This is a genomic window from Halomonas sp. NYA30 (assembly GCF_976980765.1).
This window is the reverse complement of the sequence record NZ_OZ334477.1, coordinates 4095000-4111713: the sequence shown is the minus strand read 5'-3', so window position 1 is coordinate 4111713 and position 16714 is coordinate 4095000. Positions and strand designations below refer to the sequence as shown.

Sequence of the window (16714 nt, the reverse complement as noted above, 5' to 3'; positions counted from 1 at the left end):
GCCTGCACGCCTGCTGAAGTGGGTGTCATTTATCGTTAATAAGAAGGAGGGTCGCGACCTCTGATAATTAGCTTGGTGCACAGCCTTGGATCAATCAAACGAAAAGAACTACACTGTGCCTTAAGTTTTTCTGAAAGGTGGCGTGATGAATCAGCTAACGAATGTGGTGAGCAGCCGGACTGCCTTGCCGCTACTGGATAGTGAAGTGCTGCGCAGCTTTGTAACGATTGCGGAAAGTGGCAGCTTCACTCGCGCTGCCCAGCAGCTGTTTCGGACCCCTTCCGCACTGAGCATGCAGATCAAACGCCTGGAAGAGATACTGGGACAGACGCTATTTGTACGCGAAGCGCGCCACGTGCGCTTGACGGCAGAGGGGGAAGTGCTGCTTGGCTATGGTCGACGGCTGCTGAAACTCAATGCAGAGGCGGTGACACAATTCCTGGCGCCGACACTGGAAGGACGTGTAGGGCTTGGCATTACCGACGACGTTGTTGGGCGTGTACTGCCCTCCGTACTGGCCCAGTTTGCGCGCTCACATCCGGCCGTGCAGGTCGATGTCGTTGTTGGCCGCAGCATAGAGCTGCTTGCTAGATTGGATGAGGCGGAACTTGACCTGGCCCTGGTGATGGCGGGGGAACCAGGGCAGGCGACGCGTGGCGAGATCGTGCATAGCGAGCCGCTGGTATGGGCGGGCCGTGAAGATGGTGTTGCCGTACAGCGCACGCCGCTACCGGTGACACTGGCTCAACAGGGGTGTGCATGGCGTAGAATTGCACTCCATGCGCTGGATAGCGCCGGGGTGAATTACCGCATTGCCTACTCCTGCGACCACTGTGCCGGGCAGGAAGCCGCTATGTTGGCAGACTTGGCCATTTCACCGTTTCCGAAAAGCTTGATTCGCCCCCCGCTCAAACGTCTCACTAACGAATCGCTACCCCCATTGGGTGATTATCAGGTAGCGCTGGTTAAACGGCCTGGCAGTGGCGATGCCAGCGAAGTGTTGGCCGAGCGGGTGGTGGAGGCTTTTCGGGAGGGGTGAGTCCATATTTTAATTACATCGATATATGAACATCTGTCTGGCTCCAGCGCTGTCTATCGTGCTTGCGCCTAAGTACTGCCGCCGATTTGAAGCGTAAAGCCCACATCGTGCTGGCGGCGGTAGACGTTTTTGCCGCCTAGTCGCCGGATAAGCTCCTTGGCGGCGAGGCGGCCCATCTCTTCTCTAGGTGAGAGAATTGTCGTGAGCTGAGGCGTCACGTGCTGTCCAAGCGGCAGGCCGTTAAACCCGGCAATGGCGATATCCACTGGCACGTTTAGACCCTGACGTTGAGCAGCCAGCAGGGCGCCTGCCGCTAGGTCGTCGTTGGCAAAGTGAATGGCCTGGGTATGAGGGTATTGCGCGAGCACTTGGGCCAGCCCTTCCGCGCCCGCTTGCAGGCTGCCCAGAGTGTCTAGTTCCAGTAGTGGGGCGTCTATCCCTTTCTCCATTAGCACCGCTTTATGTCCATCAAAACGCATGCTGGCGCGGTAGTCCTGAGCCAAGCGTGCGCCCACATAAACTATATGGCGGTAGCCTTTGTCGATAAGATGGGTAGCCATACAGCGGCCGGCGGCCACGTGATCCAGCCCGACGTTAAGATCCATGCCCTGCCCCAGTTCCATGACTTCCATGATGGGGTGATCCCAGTTCGCCAGCAACGTATGGCACGCCGAGTTATGGCGCAGCCCTGCCGTGACCAGCGCCGAACATGACCAGCCTAAAAACGTGCGCACCAACTGATACTCACGGTCTAGATCGTAGTCGGTGTTACCCAGCAGTATCTGATAGCCCTCGGCTTCCAGTGTCTCCTGCAGCCCCTTGATGACTTCCACAAACACGCTATTGATCAGTGATGGCACGATCACGGCAATCAGCCGTGATCGGGATGAGGCCAGACTACCGGCAACCAAGTTGGGTACGTACCCCAAGTTCTCCACGGCCTGAAGAACGCTTCGCCTTGCGCTATCGCTAACTTTATCGGGATAGTTCAGTGCCCGCGATGCTGTGATCGGCGATACCCCAGCCGCTTGTGCCACTTGGCTGAGCGTGACTTGGTCTGAGCTTCGTCGCTGCCTAGCGTTGTTAGGCAGGGCAGGCGTTGTCACATTTTTGGCGCGCGAGTCAGCGTTAGGTGAGTCTTTAGACATTGGTCGCAGGGCCCTAATGTTCAGCTTGTCGTTACGCAGAGAATAATCTAAAACAAATGGTAGCGCTATCATGACAGCGCTACCATGACGCTTTTAATAACACCGCGACGATAGCAACAAAAACAACAACACTTTCAACAAAGCGAGGTGTCGGCAGGTGAGTCAACACAATCAACAATCACTTCAAGTAGGCGTTATTGGCCTGGGTGCCATGGGCATGGGCACTGCTACCGTATTGCTCCAACACGGGTTTAACGTCACGGGCTGCGATATTTCTGTAGACGCTCGCGATGCCTTCGTGGCGGCAGGGGGCAAAAGTGTTGCAACACCTGCCGAGCTTGCTCACTGCCATATTGTGTTGGTGGTTGTCGTTAACGGCCTTCAGGTTGAGCAGGTGTTGTTCGGAGAGCAGGGCGTGGCCAGCCAATTGGCACCGGGCAGTCTGATTATGCAGTGTGCCACGGTGGCCCCCAGTCAAGCCAAGCAACTGGGTGAGCGCTTGTCGGCACAGGGCTTAATGATGCTGGATGCGCCGATTAGCGGCGGCGCGGCGAAAGCCAAAAGCGGTGAGCTATCGGTCATGGCCTCCGGCGCACCAGAAGCCTTCACGTATTCGCAGGGAGTGCTTGATGCCATGGCCGCCAAGGTCTATCGCCTTGGCGATGCCCCCGGGGTGGGCTCCAGTATGAAGCTGGTCAACCAGTTGCTGGCTGGCGTACATATTGCCACCGCCGCCGAAGCTATGGCGCTGGGGATTCGTATGGGGCTCGACCCAGAGGTGATTTATGACGTCATCACCCACTCAGCGGGCAATTCTTGGATGTTCGAGAACCGCGTGCCGCACATTCTGAGTGGTGACTACACGCCGCTTTCCGCTGTGGATATCTTCGTTAAAGATCTCAATATCGTGCATCAAACCGGCCGCGAGCTGGCTTTGGCAACGCCGGTGGCGTCCAGTGCACTGCAGCAGTTTACCGCTGCCAGCGGTGCAGGCTTTGGCCGTGAAGATGATTCAGCGGTGATCAAGGTTTATCAGCGGCTCTCCGGCATCGCCTTGCCGGAAGCCGCCAACGATGCCCAGGGAGCCTGATAAAAATGGGTATGGGATCGAACATCGTATTAGGCGCTATTGCCGACGACTTCACCGGGGCCACCGACCTTGCTAATAACCTGGTGCGCGGCGGCATGCGCTGCCTGCAGGTGATTGGCGTGCCGCAAGAAGAGATCGACCTCGCTGATATCGATGCGGTAGTCGTGGCGCTTAAATCCCGCTCCAGCCCGGTGGATGAGGCGGTGAATGATTCGCTCGCTGCGTTAGATTGGCTGCAAAAGCAGGGTGCCCGCCAGCTGTTTTTTAAGTACTGCTCCACCTTTGACTCCACCGACCAGGGCAATATCGGCCCGGTGGCGGATGCGCTATTGGAAGCTCTGGGCGGGCACCAAACGGTGATGGTGCCCGCCTTTCCAATCAATGGGCGTACGGTTTACCAAGGCCATCTGTTTGTGGGTGATCGCTTGCTCAACGACAGCGGCATGCAGCACCACCCATTGAACCCTATGCAGGATGCGGACTTAGTGCGCGTGCTTGCCCGCCAAACGCCGCACCCGGTGGGGTTGGCCAACCGCGCAGTGCTTGCCCAAGGATCAACGTCAACCCGTGCCCATTTATCTGCGCTGGAAGCACAAGGCGTTCGCCATGTGATCTGTGATTCCCTGGATGAGCAGGATCTGGACGTACTGGCCGAAGCGACAGTGTTAATGCCCTTGGTCACCGGCGGTTCTGGCCTGGGGCAGGCATTGCCTGCCCAGTACCGTGCCCAGGGCTGGTTAGCCACCATCACTGAACCGGGGCGTTTATCGCCTGCCTCGGGCGGGGCGTTGGTGCTCTCCGGCAGCTGTTCCCGCGCCACGCTGGCCCAGGTTGCGGATTTTCTGGTCAAGCATCCTAATGGCGGTTTTGCCCTGGATCCCTTGGCGCTGGCGAAAGACGAACAACAGCAAACGCATGCGTTGGCGTTTGCGCGACAGCGCTTATCTGAACAGGCGCCGGTACTGCTTTACGCCTCGGCTGATCCTGACAAGGTGAATGATGCCCAGCAAGCCCTAGGGGTAGAACGTGCGGGCGCGCTGGTGGAAGAGGCGCTGAGCCAACTGGCAGTCACGCTGGTGAACGAAGGCGTAGGCCGGTTACTAGTCGCCGGGGGCGAAACCTCCGGTGCGGTAGTCTCGGCGCTGGGCATTACCACTCTGCGCATCGGCGAGCAGATCGACCCCGGCGTGCCCTGGACCCAAGCCCCGCTAGCCGGTCGCGATGCGCCGCTGTCGTTGGCGCTGAAGTCCGGTAACTTCGGCGGCGTCGATTTCTTTACCCGGGCGTTTGAGGTGCTGGCATGAGCATCCACTTGCATCGCCATCCCCAGAACAGCTTGCGGGAGCAGATCAGTACCCTGGGCAAATCGTTGTTTGACCGCGGCCTGACCATGGGCTCCAGCGGCAATATCAGCGTACGGCTGGACGATGGCGGCTGGCTGATGACACCGACCAACGCCTGTTTGGGAAGGTTAGACCCGGCGCGCATTTCCCATTTGGATAACAACGGCCAACTGTTGAGTGGCGATAAGCCCACCAAAGAGCAGTTTCTACATATGGCGATGTACGAAGAGCGCCCGCAGTCCGGCGCTATCGTACATCTGCACTCTACCCATTCGGTGGCGGTCTCCTGCTTGCCGGAAGTCGATCCCTGCGACTGCATTCCGCCGCTGACCGCCTATTACGTGATGCGGGTGGGCAAGCTACCGCTGGTGCCTTACCACATGCCCGGCGACCCAAAACTGGGCGATGCAGTGCGGGGCTTAGCGGGCAAGCATAGCGCGGTACTGTTGGCCAACCACGGCCCGGTGGTAGCGGGGAAAAATCTTGAGGCGGCGGTGTACGCCACCGAAGAGCTGGAAGAGACCGCCAAGCTCTATCTACTGTTGCGAGGCGAGAACCCTCGGGGGTTAACGCCCGAGCAGGTAGCCGAGTTAGAAGCGCGCTTTCCACGGGATTAACTACAAATTTAATAGCGTACTTAACAACAAGAGCACCACGATGATTCGATTAGCCGCCAACCTCAGCATGCTGTTTAACGAGCACGCCTTTATCGATCGCTTTGGGGCCGCTGCGGACGCGGGCTTTAAAGGTGTCGAATATCTATTTCCTTATGCGTTTTCCCCGGAAGAGTTGCGCCATGCGCTGCAGGAAACGCAGCTGGAACAGGTGCTGTTCAACTTGCCGCCGGGAGATTGGGATGGCGGGGAACGGGGGCTGGCGAGCCTGCCTGGCCGAGAAGGGGAATTTCGTGACTCGGTGGTAGAGGCACTGCGTTATGCCGAGGCGCTCAACTGCCCCCGAGTGCATGCCATGGCTGGCCTGTTACCTGAAGGTGCCGATGCTGCGACGAAAGCTGAGCATCAGGCGACCTATGTTCGCAATTTGCGTTTTGCGGCGGGTGAGGCGGCAAAAGTCGGTCGAGAGGTACTCATCGAACCCATCAATACCCGCGATATGCCGGGATTTTTCCTGTCTCGCCAAGCGCAAGCCATGGCAGTGCTGGAAGAAGTGGGGGCGGAAAATCTCAAGTTACAGTTTGATCTCTACCACTGCCAGATCATGGATGGCGATTTGATTCGCCACCTTGAACGCCAGTTCAGCGCCATCGGCCATATCCAAGTGGCAGGTGTGCCCGAGCGCCACGAGCCGAATGTTGGAGAAGTGCACTACCCCGCCATTTTTGAGCGATTGAGTGCGCTGGGCTACTCCGGCTGGATCGGCTGTGAGTATCGCCCCAAGGCAGAAACCCGTGCGGGGCTAGGGTGGGGCAAAGCTTGGGGGTTAACCACTCACTGATATCCGCCAGGCCAAATAACAAACGAGAAAAACACAAACAATAACAACAGTGCATAGGAGCAAAACGATGCATATCGCCATTACCGGTGCGGCAGGCTTTCTAGGCCAGCGGTTAGTGCAACAGCTGCTGGCTAGAGGTGAGCTTCGCCAGCAGCCGATTACCCGGCTAACACTGATTGATCAGATAGAAGCACCGTTGCCTGATGCGGGAAGCGTCGCCGTGGCATCAAGGGCGCTGGATATTACCGAGTCCGGCGCACTGGATAGTGTACTGGAGCAACGCCCTGATGTTATTTATCACTTGGCGGCGGTAGTGAGCTCTGCCGCAGAAGCCGATTTGGAACTCGGTATGCGGGTTAATTTCGATGCCACGCGGGCGCTGTTGGAAGGCTGCCGGGAGCAGTCACTGACCGATGCTCGCTTGATTATGGCCAGCTCCGTGGCGGCCTACGGTGGTGAGCTGCCGGAAGTGTTGGATGATATGACGGCCCTCCATCCGCAAAACTCCTACGGCGCCCAAAAAGCCATGTGTGAGCTGCTCATCAACGATTACAGCCGCCGTGGGCTTATCGACGGCCTAGTGCTGCGCCTGCCGACCATTGTGATTCGTCCTGGCCGACCGAACGCCGCGGCCTCTAGCTTTGCTTCCAGCATTCTGCGTGAGCCGCTCAAGGGCGAAGAGGCGGTTTGCCCGGTGCCCGTTGAACTGCCGATGTTTGTGATGTCGCCAGGCAAGGTGGTGGATGCGCTGATTCATGGTGCTGAGGTGCCAAGTGAGGCGCTGGCGCCTTTTAGAGCCTTTATGCTGCCGGGCATCACCGTCACGGTTGCCCAAATGCTGAAAGCGTTGGGTGACGTCGCGGGAGAAAAAGCGCTTTCACTGGTACGCCATGAACCCGACCCACGCATTGAAGCCATTGTGGCGAGCTGGCCCGCCCGGTTTGAAACCACGAAAGCCAAGCAGCTTGGCTTTGTCGGCGATGACAACTTCAAGCAGATCATCGATGCGTTCATAACTGAATCGAAGTGAGTTTCTGCCCTGCCGTCAGCGGTAGGAAACTGCCTGGGCGACACCCGTAGGCGGGTAAGTTGCCCCAACGACCACCCTCACAACAATATAAAGAGGGCACGACAATGACGAAGCAACACATGACACCAACGCTCAAGCGCCATGTTCTGGTGGCCGCGATTAGCGGTATCGCCACAGCAGGTATGGCACTTCAGGCCCACGCCGCAACGGAAGTGAACCTGGGCCATACACTCTCCTCGACCTCGCACTACTCGGTAGGTGCCGATGCGTTTAAAGAGACGCTGGAGCGATTATCCGATGGCGAGTTCACGGTCACCGAGCATACCTCTGGGTCGCTGGGCGGCGAGCGGGAGATGATCGAAGGTCTGCAGATTGGCACGGTCGATGTGGTGATTACTTCCACTGGCCCATTGGGTAACTTCGTACCGGAAAGCTATGTGCTCGATCTGCCGTTCCTATTTGAAAACTACGACCAGGCTCGCTGCGTATTGGATAGTGAACTGGGCGATGAGCTGTTGGAAAAAATGGGCGAGCACGACTTGGTGGGTTTGGCGTGGTCTGAAAATGGTTTTCGCCACCTAACCAATAGCCAGCGCGAGATCGCCACGCCCGCGGATGCCGAAGGGCTGCGCGTACGCACCATGGAAAATGCTGTACACCAGGAAGCGTTCCGTCAGATGGGCGCCCGCCCAACACCGATGGCGTTCCCTGAGCTCTTCACCGCGCTACAGCAAGGCACTGTCGATGGTCAGGAAAACCCGATTACCGTCATTGTCGCCACCAACTTCTGGGAAGTGCAGGACTACCTCTCGCTCACCGGGCACGTCTACTCACCGGCCATCGTGCTGGGATCGCCCATTCTGCTGGACGGTTTGAGTGATGAGGAGCGCGGTTGGTTTATGGAGGCAGCTGCAGCCTCTGCTCAGGCAACCCGGGAAGAAGTTTCGCGCTTAGAGCGTGAAGGGGTAGCACTACTGGAAGAGAATGGCATGACGGTAAAAACCGATATCGACATCGCCCCCTTCCAGGAAGCAGTACAGCCCGCCTACGAGATTTTCACCTCGGAATACGGCACTGAAATGCTTGAGCGCGTTCAGGAAGCAGCCAGCGGTTGTTAAGTAACCCTGGCTTCCCCACCTCGGCCTCCGGTACCCCGGAGGCCGCTTTAGCATGGTGAACTCTTATGCTAGCGGTCTTTCTTCGTTTTGAGCACCAGTTAACCCGGCTCGCTATGCTGCTTGCCGTGGCGATGCTGGCGATCTCGGTGACACTCAGTTTTTATCAGGTGCTCACCCGGTTTGTCTTCAATGCGCCCTCGACCTGGACGGAAGTGGCCTCCCGTGCGGCGATGATCTGGTGTGTCTTCCTGGCGGCGGCTGCCACGTTTCGGGGTGGCTATATGATGGCGGTGGAGGTGGTTTATAAGGTAGTGCCCGCGCGCTTTTTGACACTACTGGAAGTCGCCATTGTGGTGTGCTGCTTACTGGTGCTTGGTGTGTTGATCCATTACGGCATCCAAATGACCATGCGGGTGAGCAATCAAACCATGTCGGGAATGAATATTTCGATGGCGTGGGCGTATGCGGCGATTCCGACGGGCTCCTGCTTTGCCATTGTCGCCGTGGTGGCGAGACTGCTCGCACAGCTTGCTGGTCGGGAAAAGGTAGGCCCTGAAAATAGCGAGATCGTGCCGGAGGCTGAAACATCCCAGGGTGCGCCGCGGCCTGAGCGGGAGGTGCAGCCATGAATATGGTTATTGGCCTGTCGCTGATCATTCTATTTACCTTCGGGGTGCCGATTGCCGTTTCTATTATTCTGGCATCCATTATTGGCATTGAGTTTTTTACCCGCTTGCCGCTGCTATTAGTACCGCAGCAGATGTTTATCGGCATCGATAAATTCCCGCTTATGGCGATCCCGTTTTTTATTCTTGCCGGTAACTTGATGGCGGCGGGGGGGATATCTCAACGGTTAGTCGACTTGGCCAAATCCATCGTTGGGCGCGTGCAGGGCGGGCTAGCGATGTCCTGCGTGTTGACCTGCATGATGTTTGCAGCGGTGTCCGGTTCCAGCGTGGCAACTACCTTTGCGATTGGCGCCATCTTGATTCCGGCGATGGTAAAACATGGCTACCCTAAGCCCTTGGCTGCCTCCATTCAGGCGTCATCCGCTGAGCTGGGCGTGCTTATACCCCCGTCGATTCCGCTAATTCTGTATGGCGTGAGTACCGATACGTCCATTGGCCAGCTGTTCCTCGCCGGTATTGGCCCCGGCATATTGATCGGCAGCGCGCTGATTATCTTCCTGTATCTATTCTGCAAGATACGGGGCTACGGCAAAGACGACTATAAAGACAGCACCGGTTTTATAGTCTCGGTGAAGCGTGCCTGGGTGGCCATGCTGATGCCAGTGGTCGTTATCGGCGGTATCTACGGTGGGGTATTTACCCCTACTGAAGCTTCCGCTGTGGCGGTATTTTTTGCCCTGATCGTCGGCGGTTTTTACTACCGTGAGCTGAAGCTTGATGACATGTGGCCGATTATGCGCCAGAGCGTTATTTCTACAGCCGCCGTTATGTTAATTATTGCTGCGGCCTCGCTCTTCAGCTTTCTCCTAAGCCGAACGGGGCTGCCTGCGCAAATTGCCACCCTAGTCACCAACACCATCAACGACCCGCTGCTGTTTCTGCTGGTGGTCAATGCGCTGCTGTTAGTCGTCGGTATGTTTATCGAAACCTCTGCCGCTATTTTGGTACTGGCGCCGATCTTGACGCCGATCGCTATTCAGTTTGGCATTCATCCGGTTCATTTTGGCCTGGTCATGGTGGTTAATCTGGCTCTGGGCATGATCACCCCGCCGTTGGGCGTGAACCTGTTTGCTGCCTGTGCAGTCGCCAAAATATCGATCGATCAGATGCTGCCCTGGCTGGTGCGCTTTGTGCTGGTGGTGCTGGCCTGCCTCATGGCAATTACTTATATGCCGTGGATTTCCATGGGGTTGGTGAACATCTTCTATGGTTAGTCAGTCGTTATTTAAAGTGAGCGAAACAACGACAATAAAAGGAGTCTTTAATGTCACATTCAATGACCTTACCGCCACAGCAGGCGCTGATTGGTGGAGAGTGGGTAACGACCGCCGCTACGCTTCAGGTAGAAGCCCCCGCCACGGGGGAGCCTTTAGCGCGTATTGCGCGTAGCCAAGCGGAAGAGGTCGATGCCGCCGTTCAGGCAGCGCGTCAGGCTTTTTCTGGCCAGTTAGGCGAGTGGGCTCGCTGGCCTGCCCGGCAGCGCAGTGAGTGGCTGCTGCGTTTTGCCGATGTGATCGAGGCGCATCATGAACAGCTAGCACAGCTCGAGTGTGCCGATACCGGTAAGCCGATGACGCAAGCCAAAGGGGATATATCCGCCTGTGCTCGCTACTTCCGCTTTTATGGCGGTGCGGCGGACAAGCTTCACGGTGAAACCATTCCCTTTGAGACCGACTTCGCGGTCATGACACTGCGCGAGCCTTACGGCGTATGTGCGCAAATTATTCCCTGGAATTATCCTTCTCAGATATTCGGACGCTGTGTGGCAGCCGCGCTGGCGGCAGGTAACTGCGTGGTGCTTAAGCCCGCCGAAGATGCCTGCTTGAGCGTGCTGCGCTTGGCAGAACTGGCGGTAAGTCATGGGCTTCCGGCGGGAGCACTCAATGTTGTGCCAGGTTTTGGCTATGAAGCAGGTGCAGCGCTTGCCTCCCATCCCCAAATTGATCATCTCTCTTTCACCGGATCACCGGAGACCGGTACCCATGTCGCCCAAGCGGCCGCCCAGCACCATGTGCCGGTCACGTTGGAGCTAGGGGGGAAATCGCCTCAGCTAGTGTTTGCCGATGCGGATTTAGAGGAAGCGCTGCCTGCCGTGGTGCGCGGGATTATCCAAAATGCTGGTCAGACCTGTTCAGCGGGTAGCCGCCTGCTGGTGCAGCGTGAAATCGCCGATAGCGTGGTTGCCAATCTGTGTGAGCGCTTTGCTGCTTTGCGCTGTGATGCGGGTGAAGCCGACGCCGACTGTGGGCCGCTGATCAATGCGCGCCAAAAAGCCAAACTGGAAGAACGGTTGGCGGCGGCCAAAGCCGATGGCATTCGCGTTGCGGCCATAGGCGAGCTAGCGCCGAGCGCACCGGGTGGTGGTCACTTTGTACTCCCTCAACTGCTGACCGATATTCCTGATGGGCATGAAGTACTGCGCGAAGAGCTGTTTGGCCCGGTACTGGTGGTGCAGGTGTTTGAGGACGAAGCCGAAGCGCTAGCACTCGCTAATGCCACCGATTTTGGCCTGTGTGCCGGTATCTGGACGCGTGACGGCGGACGTCAGCTACGCTTGGCGAAAGGTATTCGCAGTGGCCAAGTGTTCATCAATAACTACGGCGCCGCCGGTGGTGTTGAACTACCTTTTGGTGGCGTTGGGCGTTCAGGGCATGGTCGTGAAAAGGGCTTTGAAGGCTTGCGGAGCTATACCCGAATCAAAACCGTCGCTATCAAACACGGCTAGGACAGTAACCAAGTAAAAGGAGTCATCATAATGACAACAACTCGCCAGGTAGGCATCGTCGGCGTTGGCTTGATGGGCCATGGGATCGCCAGCAGTCTAATACGCGCAGGCCATCAGGTCAGTTTTCTTAATCATCCAGGCAACCAGCCTGTGGATGACTTATTGGCAGCCGGTGCCACCGCGCTGAATACAGGGCAGGAAGTGGCTCAGCAGTCTGATGTGGTGATTCTTTGCGTCACCGGCTCACCCCAAGTAGAAGCGGTGTTGTTTGAGCCCAACGGTGTTTTGGATGGATTAAAGCCCGGCTGTGTCGTGGTGGATTGCTCCACCGCCTTGCCCAGTTCAACCGAAAAAGTGGCTGCCAGAGTGACTGACGCGGGCGGCCGCTTTATGGATGCGGCCATGACGCGCACGCCGAAAGAAGCCGCAGAAGGGCGGCTCAACTTGATTGTCGGTGCGCCCAAGGCACTGTTCGATGAAACACTGCCTCTGCTGCAAGGGTTTGCCGAAAATATTGCCCACGCGGGGGATGTAGGCGCGGGGCATACCCTCAAGTTGCTGCACAATTTTGTTTCGCTTGGGTTTTCGGCGGTATTAGCAGAGGCCACGGCCGCTTCACGTAAAGCGGGCATCAGTGACACTGCTTTGCTTGAAGTACTTGGCGCAGGTGGTGGCGGGGGTGTTGTGCTGGAACGGTTGCGCCCCTACATCGCTGACAATGACCCCTCCGGCTTCAAATTTACGGTCGCCAACGCCAGCAAGGATCTCGGTTACTACCACACCATGACCAATGAACTGGGGGTAGAGCGCGGTGTTGCAGGTGCCGTTCATGCGCTTTATACATCAATCGACGATAGTTCGCTGGCGGTGCCTGAAGTGATCGGCGTATTGGAGCAGCGGCGCTAGGCTGGCGGTGAATGCCTGCTTCGACGCAGCCATTGCTGAAAAGCATGTTCTGAACAAAAGACCCTATCGGTATTTGTTTTTTGGAGAGACATAGCCTACGTTATGTTAATGAATTGTAATGAATAATATCATTAGAGTAACTTTGGTGTTAAATATGGCGTGAAATCTCGCGGTGGCAGAGGTGAGTACCCGCATAGATATGGCAATGGTGCTGATGCCTAACAATATGGCTGCTATGTTCAGCCATATGACCGCACGACTATTTCACAGGGATGAGTAAATAGAATGTATCAGCACTATTCGCATCCAGGATCGGATGCAGACGGCGAACGGGCTGGTCATGCGGTGGCGATCCTGAGCGTTCAGGAAGGCTCGCCAGGGGTTCGCATCGTCGATGTCAATACTGACTACCAGCGTTTATGGGGTGGCAGCCGCGAAGCGTGGTTGGGCGCTCCCCCCGTGGTTGTGCAGCAGGAAGCCGCTAACCGCCAGATTTTCGCACAGCTGCATGAAGCACTACACCCGCTAAAAGACAGTGCCCACGGTGTTTTTGAAGGCATCAGTGGTCGCGAAGTATCCCGCCATCATGATGGCAAACGCCGTCATGTTGAGTGGCGCATTACGGCGATGGGGACATGCCATAATGGGCAGTTTACGCTGGTATTAACGCAGCGCGATGTTACTGAGCAGATGGAAAAAGAGGCTCAGCTTGAGCGGTTAGCAACGACCGATATGCTGACTGGATTGGTTAATCGATCGCAGTTCGATATGGTGCTTAAAAATGAGTTCAACCGACAGCACCGCTACTCACGCCCTCTCTCCTTAATCATGCTTGATCTTGATTACTTTAAAGATATCAACGATAGCTATGGGCACGATGTCGGTGACCAAGTGCTAATGGAGCTTGCCGATCTGCTGAAGCGTAATTTGCGTAAAGCAGACTGCTGCGCGCGCTGGGGCGGTGAGGAGTTTATGCTTTTAGCCCCTGAAACCTCGCTTGAACAGGCTGTACGGCTTGCCGACAAAATCCGAGGCGCGATCAAACATACCGCTTTTCCGCTTCAAAGCAGCGTCACGGCAAGCTTTGGGGTGGTAGAGGTTCATTCGCAAGAGTCGGTTAAAAGCGTCATGAAGCGAGTCGATAACGCCCTTTATCTCGCTAAAAATAAAGGGCGTGATCGGGTATCAACAGGCGGCTTGTTGTCTTCAGCGAAGCAGGCTTAAGCCGGGTCACGGTCAATGGCAAATGCTGACCACGCTTGCCGCACCGGCATGATTTCCAACCGATTAATATTGATATGGGCGGGCAGTGTCGCTAGATAGAAAAGCTGCTCGGCAATATCTTCCGCTTGAAGAGGCGTTGTTCCTTTATAAAGCGCGTCTGACGCGGCCTGATTGCCCTTGGTTCTTACCAGCGTAAACTCGGTTTCTGCCATGCCGGGGGCAAGATCGGTCACGCGGACACCTGTTCCTAGCAGGTCGCAGCGCAGGTTATAACTAAACTGCTGAACAAACGCTTTTGACGCCCCATACACATGCCCGCCCGGATACGGCCACTGGCCTGCAACTGAGCCTAAATTAAGAATGCTCGCACCTTCGCTGTTTTTGAGCAGTAGCGGCAATGCCGCGTGGGTGACGTTGACCAACCCGGTGATGTTGGTATCGATCATGGTGTGCCAATCCTGCAGCGCGACTTTTTGCGCTGGCTCCGGCGCTAACGCTAACCCTGCATTGTTAATTAGGCACGTCAGCGGCAGAAAGCTTTCCGGCAGGTTGCTAATAGTGTCAGTCACAGCGTCGCTGTCGCGGACATCCAGTGCCAGTGTAAGTACTGGAACCTGCTGGCTTAGCTCTTTTTCCAGTGCATCTAAGCGTTCCTGGCGGCGACCGGTGAGGATCAACGACCAGCCTGCTTTGGCGAAGCGCTGTGCTGCCGCTTTACCAAACCCTGAAGTAGCTCCTGTGATAAGTACGCTAGGCATTATAATATCTCCATGTTTATAAACACATTTAAAACAACAGTGTTCACTGTAAGCAACACTGGCTCAAGCCTCTAGAGCCAGTTGGCAATAGCCGGTGTGACATCGCATCTGTCCCCTGGGTACGTGATGATTGGCCCTACAGCTTAATGGGTCGAACTCACTAGGCTGGCAAGCACGCTATTTCCTTATGGATTAAACAGGGTGCTTGTTATGAATGCCAATCTTGCCGCTTCTTACCCAACCCAACAGGATGCGGATAACCGCTATGTACACAGCCTGGACCGTCAGTATGTGTTCCACTCCTGGGCACAGCAAGGCAGTTTAGACCCAATGGTTATCGCGGGCGCTCAAGGTTGCCGGGTATGGGATTATGCAGGACAGTCGTATTTGGATTTTAGTAGTCAATTAGTGAATACCAATATCGGTCACCAACACACAAAAGTGGTGAGCGCGATTCAAGCCCAGGCTGCCAGCCTGTGTACCATTGCCCCCGCCCATGCCAACCTTGCCCGCGGTGAGGCAGCCAAGCGCATTATTGCCAAAGTACCCGCCGTTTAATTAAAAAGGAGGGAATGCCCCTCCTGATTTATGCCAGCACGTCACACTGAGTGTGATGCTCTCGCTGGTGCCGATGCTTCTTCCGCCGCTTGCACCGCATCCGCCAGCATATCGGCGGTAATCGCAGAGAGCGTCCAGCCCAGGTGGCCGTGGCCGGTGTTGTAGAACACGGTGGGTAATTTGCCGGGGCCGACCTTAGGCAGCATGTTGGGAAGCATCGGGCGTAGGCCTGCCCAGGGCACTACGCGGCGGGTGCTGACGCCGGGGAAGCACTCTTCCACCCAGCGGATCAATGGGCGGATACGGTTGTCGCGGATATCGCGATTGAAACCGTTGAATTCGGCGGTACCGGCAATACGAAAGCGGTCATCGCCAAGGCGGCTGGTCACCAGCTTGGTTTCATCATCGAGTAGGCTCACGGTGGGCGCGGCCTGCTGAGAGGCGGCGTCATCGAGCTGCACGGTGATCGAGTAGCCTTTAACCGGGTAGATATTGACCCGGTCTCCCAGCTTGGCGGCCAGGGCGCGGCTGCCCACTCCTGCACATACCACCACGCTATCGAACGTTTCACGCACCGGTTCACCGTCAGCCTCGCCTTCAATGGCGGCAGTGACCCAGGCGTGCTGTTCGTCCGCGCCGAGATCCTGCACGCTGTGGCCGTATTTAAGCGTTACGCCGCGGCGCTCGGCGGCTTGCGCCAGGCCGTGGGTAAACTTATGGATATCCCCGGTGGCGTCGCTTTCAGTAAAGAAACCACCGTGGTAGTTGCCCGCCAGGGTGGGCTCGATGGTGCGCATCTCATCAGGGCTTACCGCGCGACGTTCCAGGCCGCCTTTGCTGAGCAGTTGTGAGACTTTGGCGGCGTGGTCGTAGCCCGCTTTATCGCGGTAAATATGCAGAATACCTTTCTGCTTTAAATCAAAATCGATTTGCTCTTCCTGCGCCCACTGAAACAGATGCTCGCGTGCCGCAATCGCCAGTCGCGCGGTCTCGGTAGTGTTCTCAGAGTAGCGGGGAATCGAGGCGATAAATTCGCCAAACCAGCTGAGCTTGTGCCAGCTCGGGCGAGGGTTGACCAGCAGCGGGGCATCGTTTTTGAGCATCCAGCGCATGCCCTTGATCACAGTGGGCCAGTGGTTCCACACTTCGGCATTCGAAGCCGAGAGCTGACCGCCGTTGGCGAACGAGGTCTCCATGGCGGCGTAACGATGCTTTTCAAAGACGGTGACATGATAGCCACGTTTGGCCAGGGCGTAGGCGCTGGTAATGCCGGTGATACCGCCACCGATAACGGCAATGCGTTGCATGAGTCTCTCCAGATTGTATGAGCGTCGGGAATACCACCTAACGGCGTAGCTGTTGGCGTACCCCTTCCGTCATGGAACCTGAGAGATTCACGTGCCCGTTGGGCGCGCTTGCTCCTTCGGTGGGCTGAGTGACGCAGTCATCAGCCGCTCTTCGGAAAGTGATGGTGATAGCGGTCCGGTTGCCTGAGAGTTTCCGGGGCTGTTGCTCCTTCGGCGCTGGCGTCATCATAGTTTGATGTACCAAGCTCTCCCGCTATCACGTTGCTGCTTATTGTTTTACAGCATAAGTTCTAACGCGATCAGTTTTAGCATGGAAGTCGACCA

Annotated in this window: 16 protein-coding genes and 1 riboswitch; of the genes, 13 read left to right on the top strand and 3 right to left on the bottom strand. The window is 56.7% G+C overall.

Annotated elements, in window-relative coordinates; genetic code table 11:
* Window positions 1–145: 145 nt before the first annotated feature.
* Complete coding sequence (locus ACWI0H_RS19090; protein WP_485874245.1) at window positions 146–1039, top strand: LysR family transcriptional regulator; 894 nt, start codon at window positions 146–148, stop codon at window positions 1037–1039.
* Between the two features lie 68 nt (window positions 1040–1107).
* Here ACWI0H_RS19090 and ACWI0H_RS19085 read toward each other — a convergent pair whose 3' ends face one another.
* Window positions 1108–2187 carry a LacI family DNA-binding transcriptional regulator gene (locus ACWI0H_RS19085; protein WP_485874244.1) on the bottom strand — a complete coding sequence of 360 codons (1080 nt, stop codon included), beginning with the start codon at window positions 2185–2187 and terminating at the stop codon, window positions 1108–1110.
* Window positions 2188–2344: 157 nt separating this feature from the next.
* Here ACWI0H_RS19085 and ltnD point away from each other — a divergent pair, with 157 nt between their 5' ends.
* The 11 genes from ltnD to ACWI0H_RS19030 all read left to right on the top strand — a co-directional run bounded on the left by ltnD (window position 2345) and on the right by ACWI0H_RS19030 (window position 13767).
* Window positions 2345–3277 (top strand): L-threonate dehydrogenase, encoded by a 933-nt coding sequence (gene ltnD, locus ACWI0H_RS19080; protein ID WP_485874243.1) that lies wholly within the window; start codon window positions 2345–2347, stop codon window positions 3275–3277.
* A 5-nt stretch (window positions 3278–3282) separates the two neighbouring features.
* A complete protein-coding gene (otnK, locus tag ACWI0H_RS19075; RefSeq protein ID WP_101145495.1) occupies window positions 3283–4581 on the top strand; it encodes a 3-oxo-tetronate kinase in 1299 nt (432 codons plus the stop codon).
* A complete protein-coding gene (gene otnC, locus ACWI0H_RS19070) occupies window positions 4578–5237 on the top strand; it encodes a 3-oxo-tetronate 4-phosphate decarboxylase (protein WP_101145496.1) in 660 nt (219 codons plus the stop codon). The genes otnK and otnC overlap by 4 nt, the downstream gene beginning before the upstream one ends.
* Before the next feature lie 40 nt (window positions 5238–5277).
* A complete protein-coding gene (gene otnI / locus ACWI0H_RS19065) occupies window positions 5278–6075 on the top strand; it encodes a 2-oxo-tetronate isomerase (RefSeq protein WP_485874242.1) in 798 nt (265 codons plus the stop codon).
* 67 nt (window positions 6076–6142) lie between these two features.
* Complete coding sequence (gene denD, locus ACWI0H_RS19060; RefSeq protein ID WP_485874241.1) at window positions 6143–7105, top strand: D-erythronate dehydrogenase; 963 nt, start codon at window positions 6143–6145, stop codon at window positions 7103–7105.
* A 104-nt stretch (window positions 7106–7209) separates the two neighbouring features.
* On the top strand, window positions 7210–8223 hold the full coding sequence (locus ACWI0H_RS19055) for a TRAP transporter substrate-binding protein (protein ID WP_485874240.1): 1014 nt from the start codon (window positions 7210–7212) through the stop codon (window positions 8221–8223).
* A 65-nt stretch (window positions 8224–8288) separates the two neighbouring features.
* Window positions 8289–8852, top strand: coding sequence for a TRAP transporter small permease (locus ACWI0H_RS19050; protein WP_485874239.1), 564 nt, complete (start codon window positions 8289–8291; stop codon window positions 8850–8852).
* Window positions 8849–10126: a TRAP transporter large permease gene (locus tag ACWI0H_RS19045; RefSeq protein ID WP_485874238.1), complete on the top strand. Its 1278-nt coding sequence runs from the start codon at window positions 8849–8851 to the stop codon at window positions 10124–10126. Before ACWI0H_RS19050 ends, ACWI0H_RS19045 begins: the two co-directional genes overlap by 4 nt.
* 50 nt (window positions 10127–10176) lie before the next feature.
* Entirely contained in the window at window positions 10177–11637 is a 1461-nt protein-coding gene (locus tag ACWI0H_RS19040) for an aldehyde dehydrogenase family protein (protein ID WP_485874237.1), read from the top strand.
* A gap of 30 nt (window positions 11638–11667) precedes the next feature.
* Window positions 11668–12543, top strand: coding sequence for an NAD(P)-dependent oxidoreductase (locus tag ACWI0H_RS19035; RefSeq protein ID WP_336273997.1), 876 nt, complete (start codon window positions 11668–11670; stop codon window positions 12541–12543).
* Between the two features lie 285 nt (window positions 12544–12828).
* Window positions 12829–13767, top strand: a complete 939-nt coding sequence (locus ACWI0H_RS19030) for a GGDEF domain-containing protein (protein ID WP_336273998.1) — start codon at window positions 12829–12831, stop codon at window positions 13765–13767.
* On the opposite strand, the gene ACWI0H_RS19025 is transcribed toward ACWI0H_RS19030, so the two are convergent.
* A complete protein-coding gene (locus ACWI0H_RS19025; protein WP_008959273.1) occupies window positions 13764–14525 on the bottom strand; it encodes an SDR family NAD(P)-dependent oxidoreductase in 762 nt (253 codons plus the stop codon). The genes ACWI0H_RS19030 and ACWI0H_RS19025 overlap by 4 nt on opposite strands.
* 210 nt (window positions 14526–14735) lie before the next feature.
* On the opposite strand from ACWI0H_RS19025, the gene ACWI0H_RS19020 reads away from it, so the two are divergent.
* Window positions 14736–15083, top strand: coding sequence for an aminotransferase class III-fold pyridoxal phosphate-dependent enzyme (locus ACWI0H_RS19020; protein WP_485874236.1), 348 nt, complete (start codon window positions 14736–14738; stop codon window positions 15081–15083).
* Between the two features lie 41 nt (window positions 15084–15124).
* Here the strand turns inward: ACWI0H_RS19020 and ACWI0H_RS19015 are convergent, their stop codons facing one another.
* A complete protein-coding gene (locus tag ACWI0H_RS19015) occupies window positions 15125–16390 on the bottom strand; it encodes a D-amino acid dehydrogenase (RefSeq protein ID WP_485874235.1) in 1266 nt (421 codons plus the stop codon).
* 161 nt (window positions 16391–16551) lie between these two features.
* A riboswitch (glycine riboswitch) is annotated at window positions 16552–16653 on the bottom strand.
* Between the last annotated feature and the right edge of the window lie 61 nt (window positions 16654–16714).

What these genes read in the sequence shown, in the direction of transcription:
- ACWI0H_RS19090 (WP_485874245.1), top strand. Translation starts at nt 146, where the DNA reads ATGAATCAGCTAACGAATGTGGTGAGCAGCCGGACTGCCTTGCCGCTA.
- ACWI0H_RS19085 (WP_485874244.1), bottom strand. Translation starts at nt 2,187, where the DNA reads ATGTCTAAAGACTCACCTAACGCTGACTCGCGCGCCAAAAATGTGACA.
- otnK (WP_101145495.1), top strand. Translation starts at nt 3,283, where the DNA reads ATGGGTATGGGATCGAACATCGTATTAGGCGCTATTGCCGACGACTTC.
- otnC (WP_101145496.1), top strand. Translation starts at nt 4,578, where the DNA reads ATGAGCATCCACTTGCATCGCCATCCCCAGAACAGCTTGCGGGAGCAG.
- otnI (WP_485874242.1), top strand. Translation starts at nt 5,278, where the DNA reads ATGATTCGATTAGCCGCCAACCTCAGCATGCTGTTTAACGAGCACGCC.
- denD (WP_485874241.1), top strand. Translation starts at nt 6,143, where the DNA reads ATGCATATCGCCATTACCGGTGCGGCAGGCTTTCTAGGCCAGCGGTTA.
- ACWI0H_RS19055 (WP_485874240.1), top strand. Translation starts at nt 7,210, where the DNA reads ATGACGAAGCAACACATGACACCAACGCTCAAGCGCCATGTTCTGGTG.
- ACWI0H_RS19050 (WP_485874239.1), top strand. Translation starts at nt 8,289, where the DNA reads ATGCTAGCGGTCTTTCTTCGTTTTGAGCACCAGTTAACCCGGCTCGCT.
- ACWI0H_RS19045 (WP_485874238.1), top strand. Translation starts at nt 8,849, where the DNA reads ATGAATATGGTTATTGGCCTGTCGCTGATCATTCTATTTACCTTCGGG.
- ACWI0H_RS19040 (WP_485874237.1), top strand. Translation starts at nt 10,177, where the DNA reads ATGTCACATTCAATGACCTTACCGCCACAGCAGGCGCTGATTGGTGGA.
- ACWI0H_RS19035 (WP_336273997.1), top strand. Translation starts at nt 11,668, where the DNA reads ATGACAACAACTCGCCAGGTAGGCATCGTCGGCGTTGGCTTGATGGGC.
- ACWI0H_RS19030 (WP_336273998.1), top strand. Translation starts at nt 12,829, where the DNA reads ATGTATCAGCACTATTCGCATCCAGGATCGGATGCAGACGGCGAACGG.
- ACWI0H_RS19025 (WP_008959273.1), bottom strand. Translation starts at nt 14,525, where the DNA reads ATGCCTAGCGTACTTATCACAGGAGCTACTTCAGGGTTTGGTAAAGCG.
- ACWI0H_RS19020 (WP_485874236.1), top strand. Translation starts at nt 14,736, where the DNA reads ATGAATGCCAATCTTGCCGCTTCTTACCCAACCCAACAGGATGCGGAT.
- ACWI0H_RS19015 (WP_485874235.1), bottom strand. Translation starts at nt 16,390, where the DNA reads ATGCAACGCATTGCCGTTATCGGTGGCGGTATCACCGGCATTACCAGC.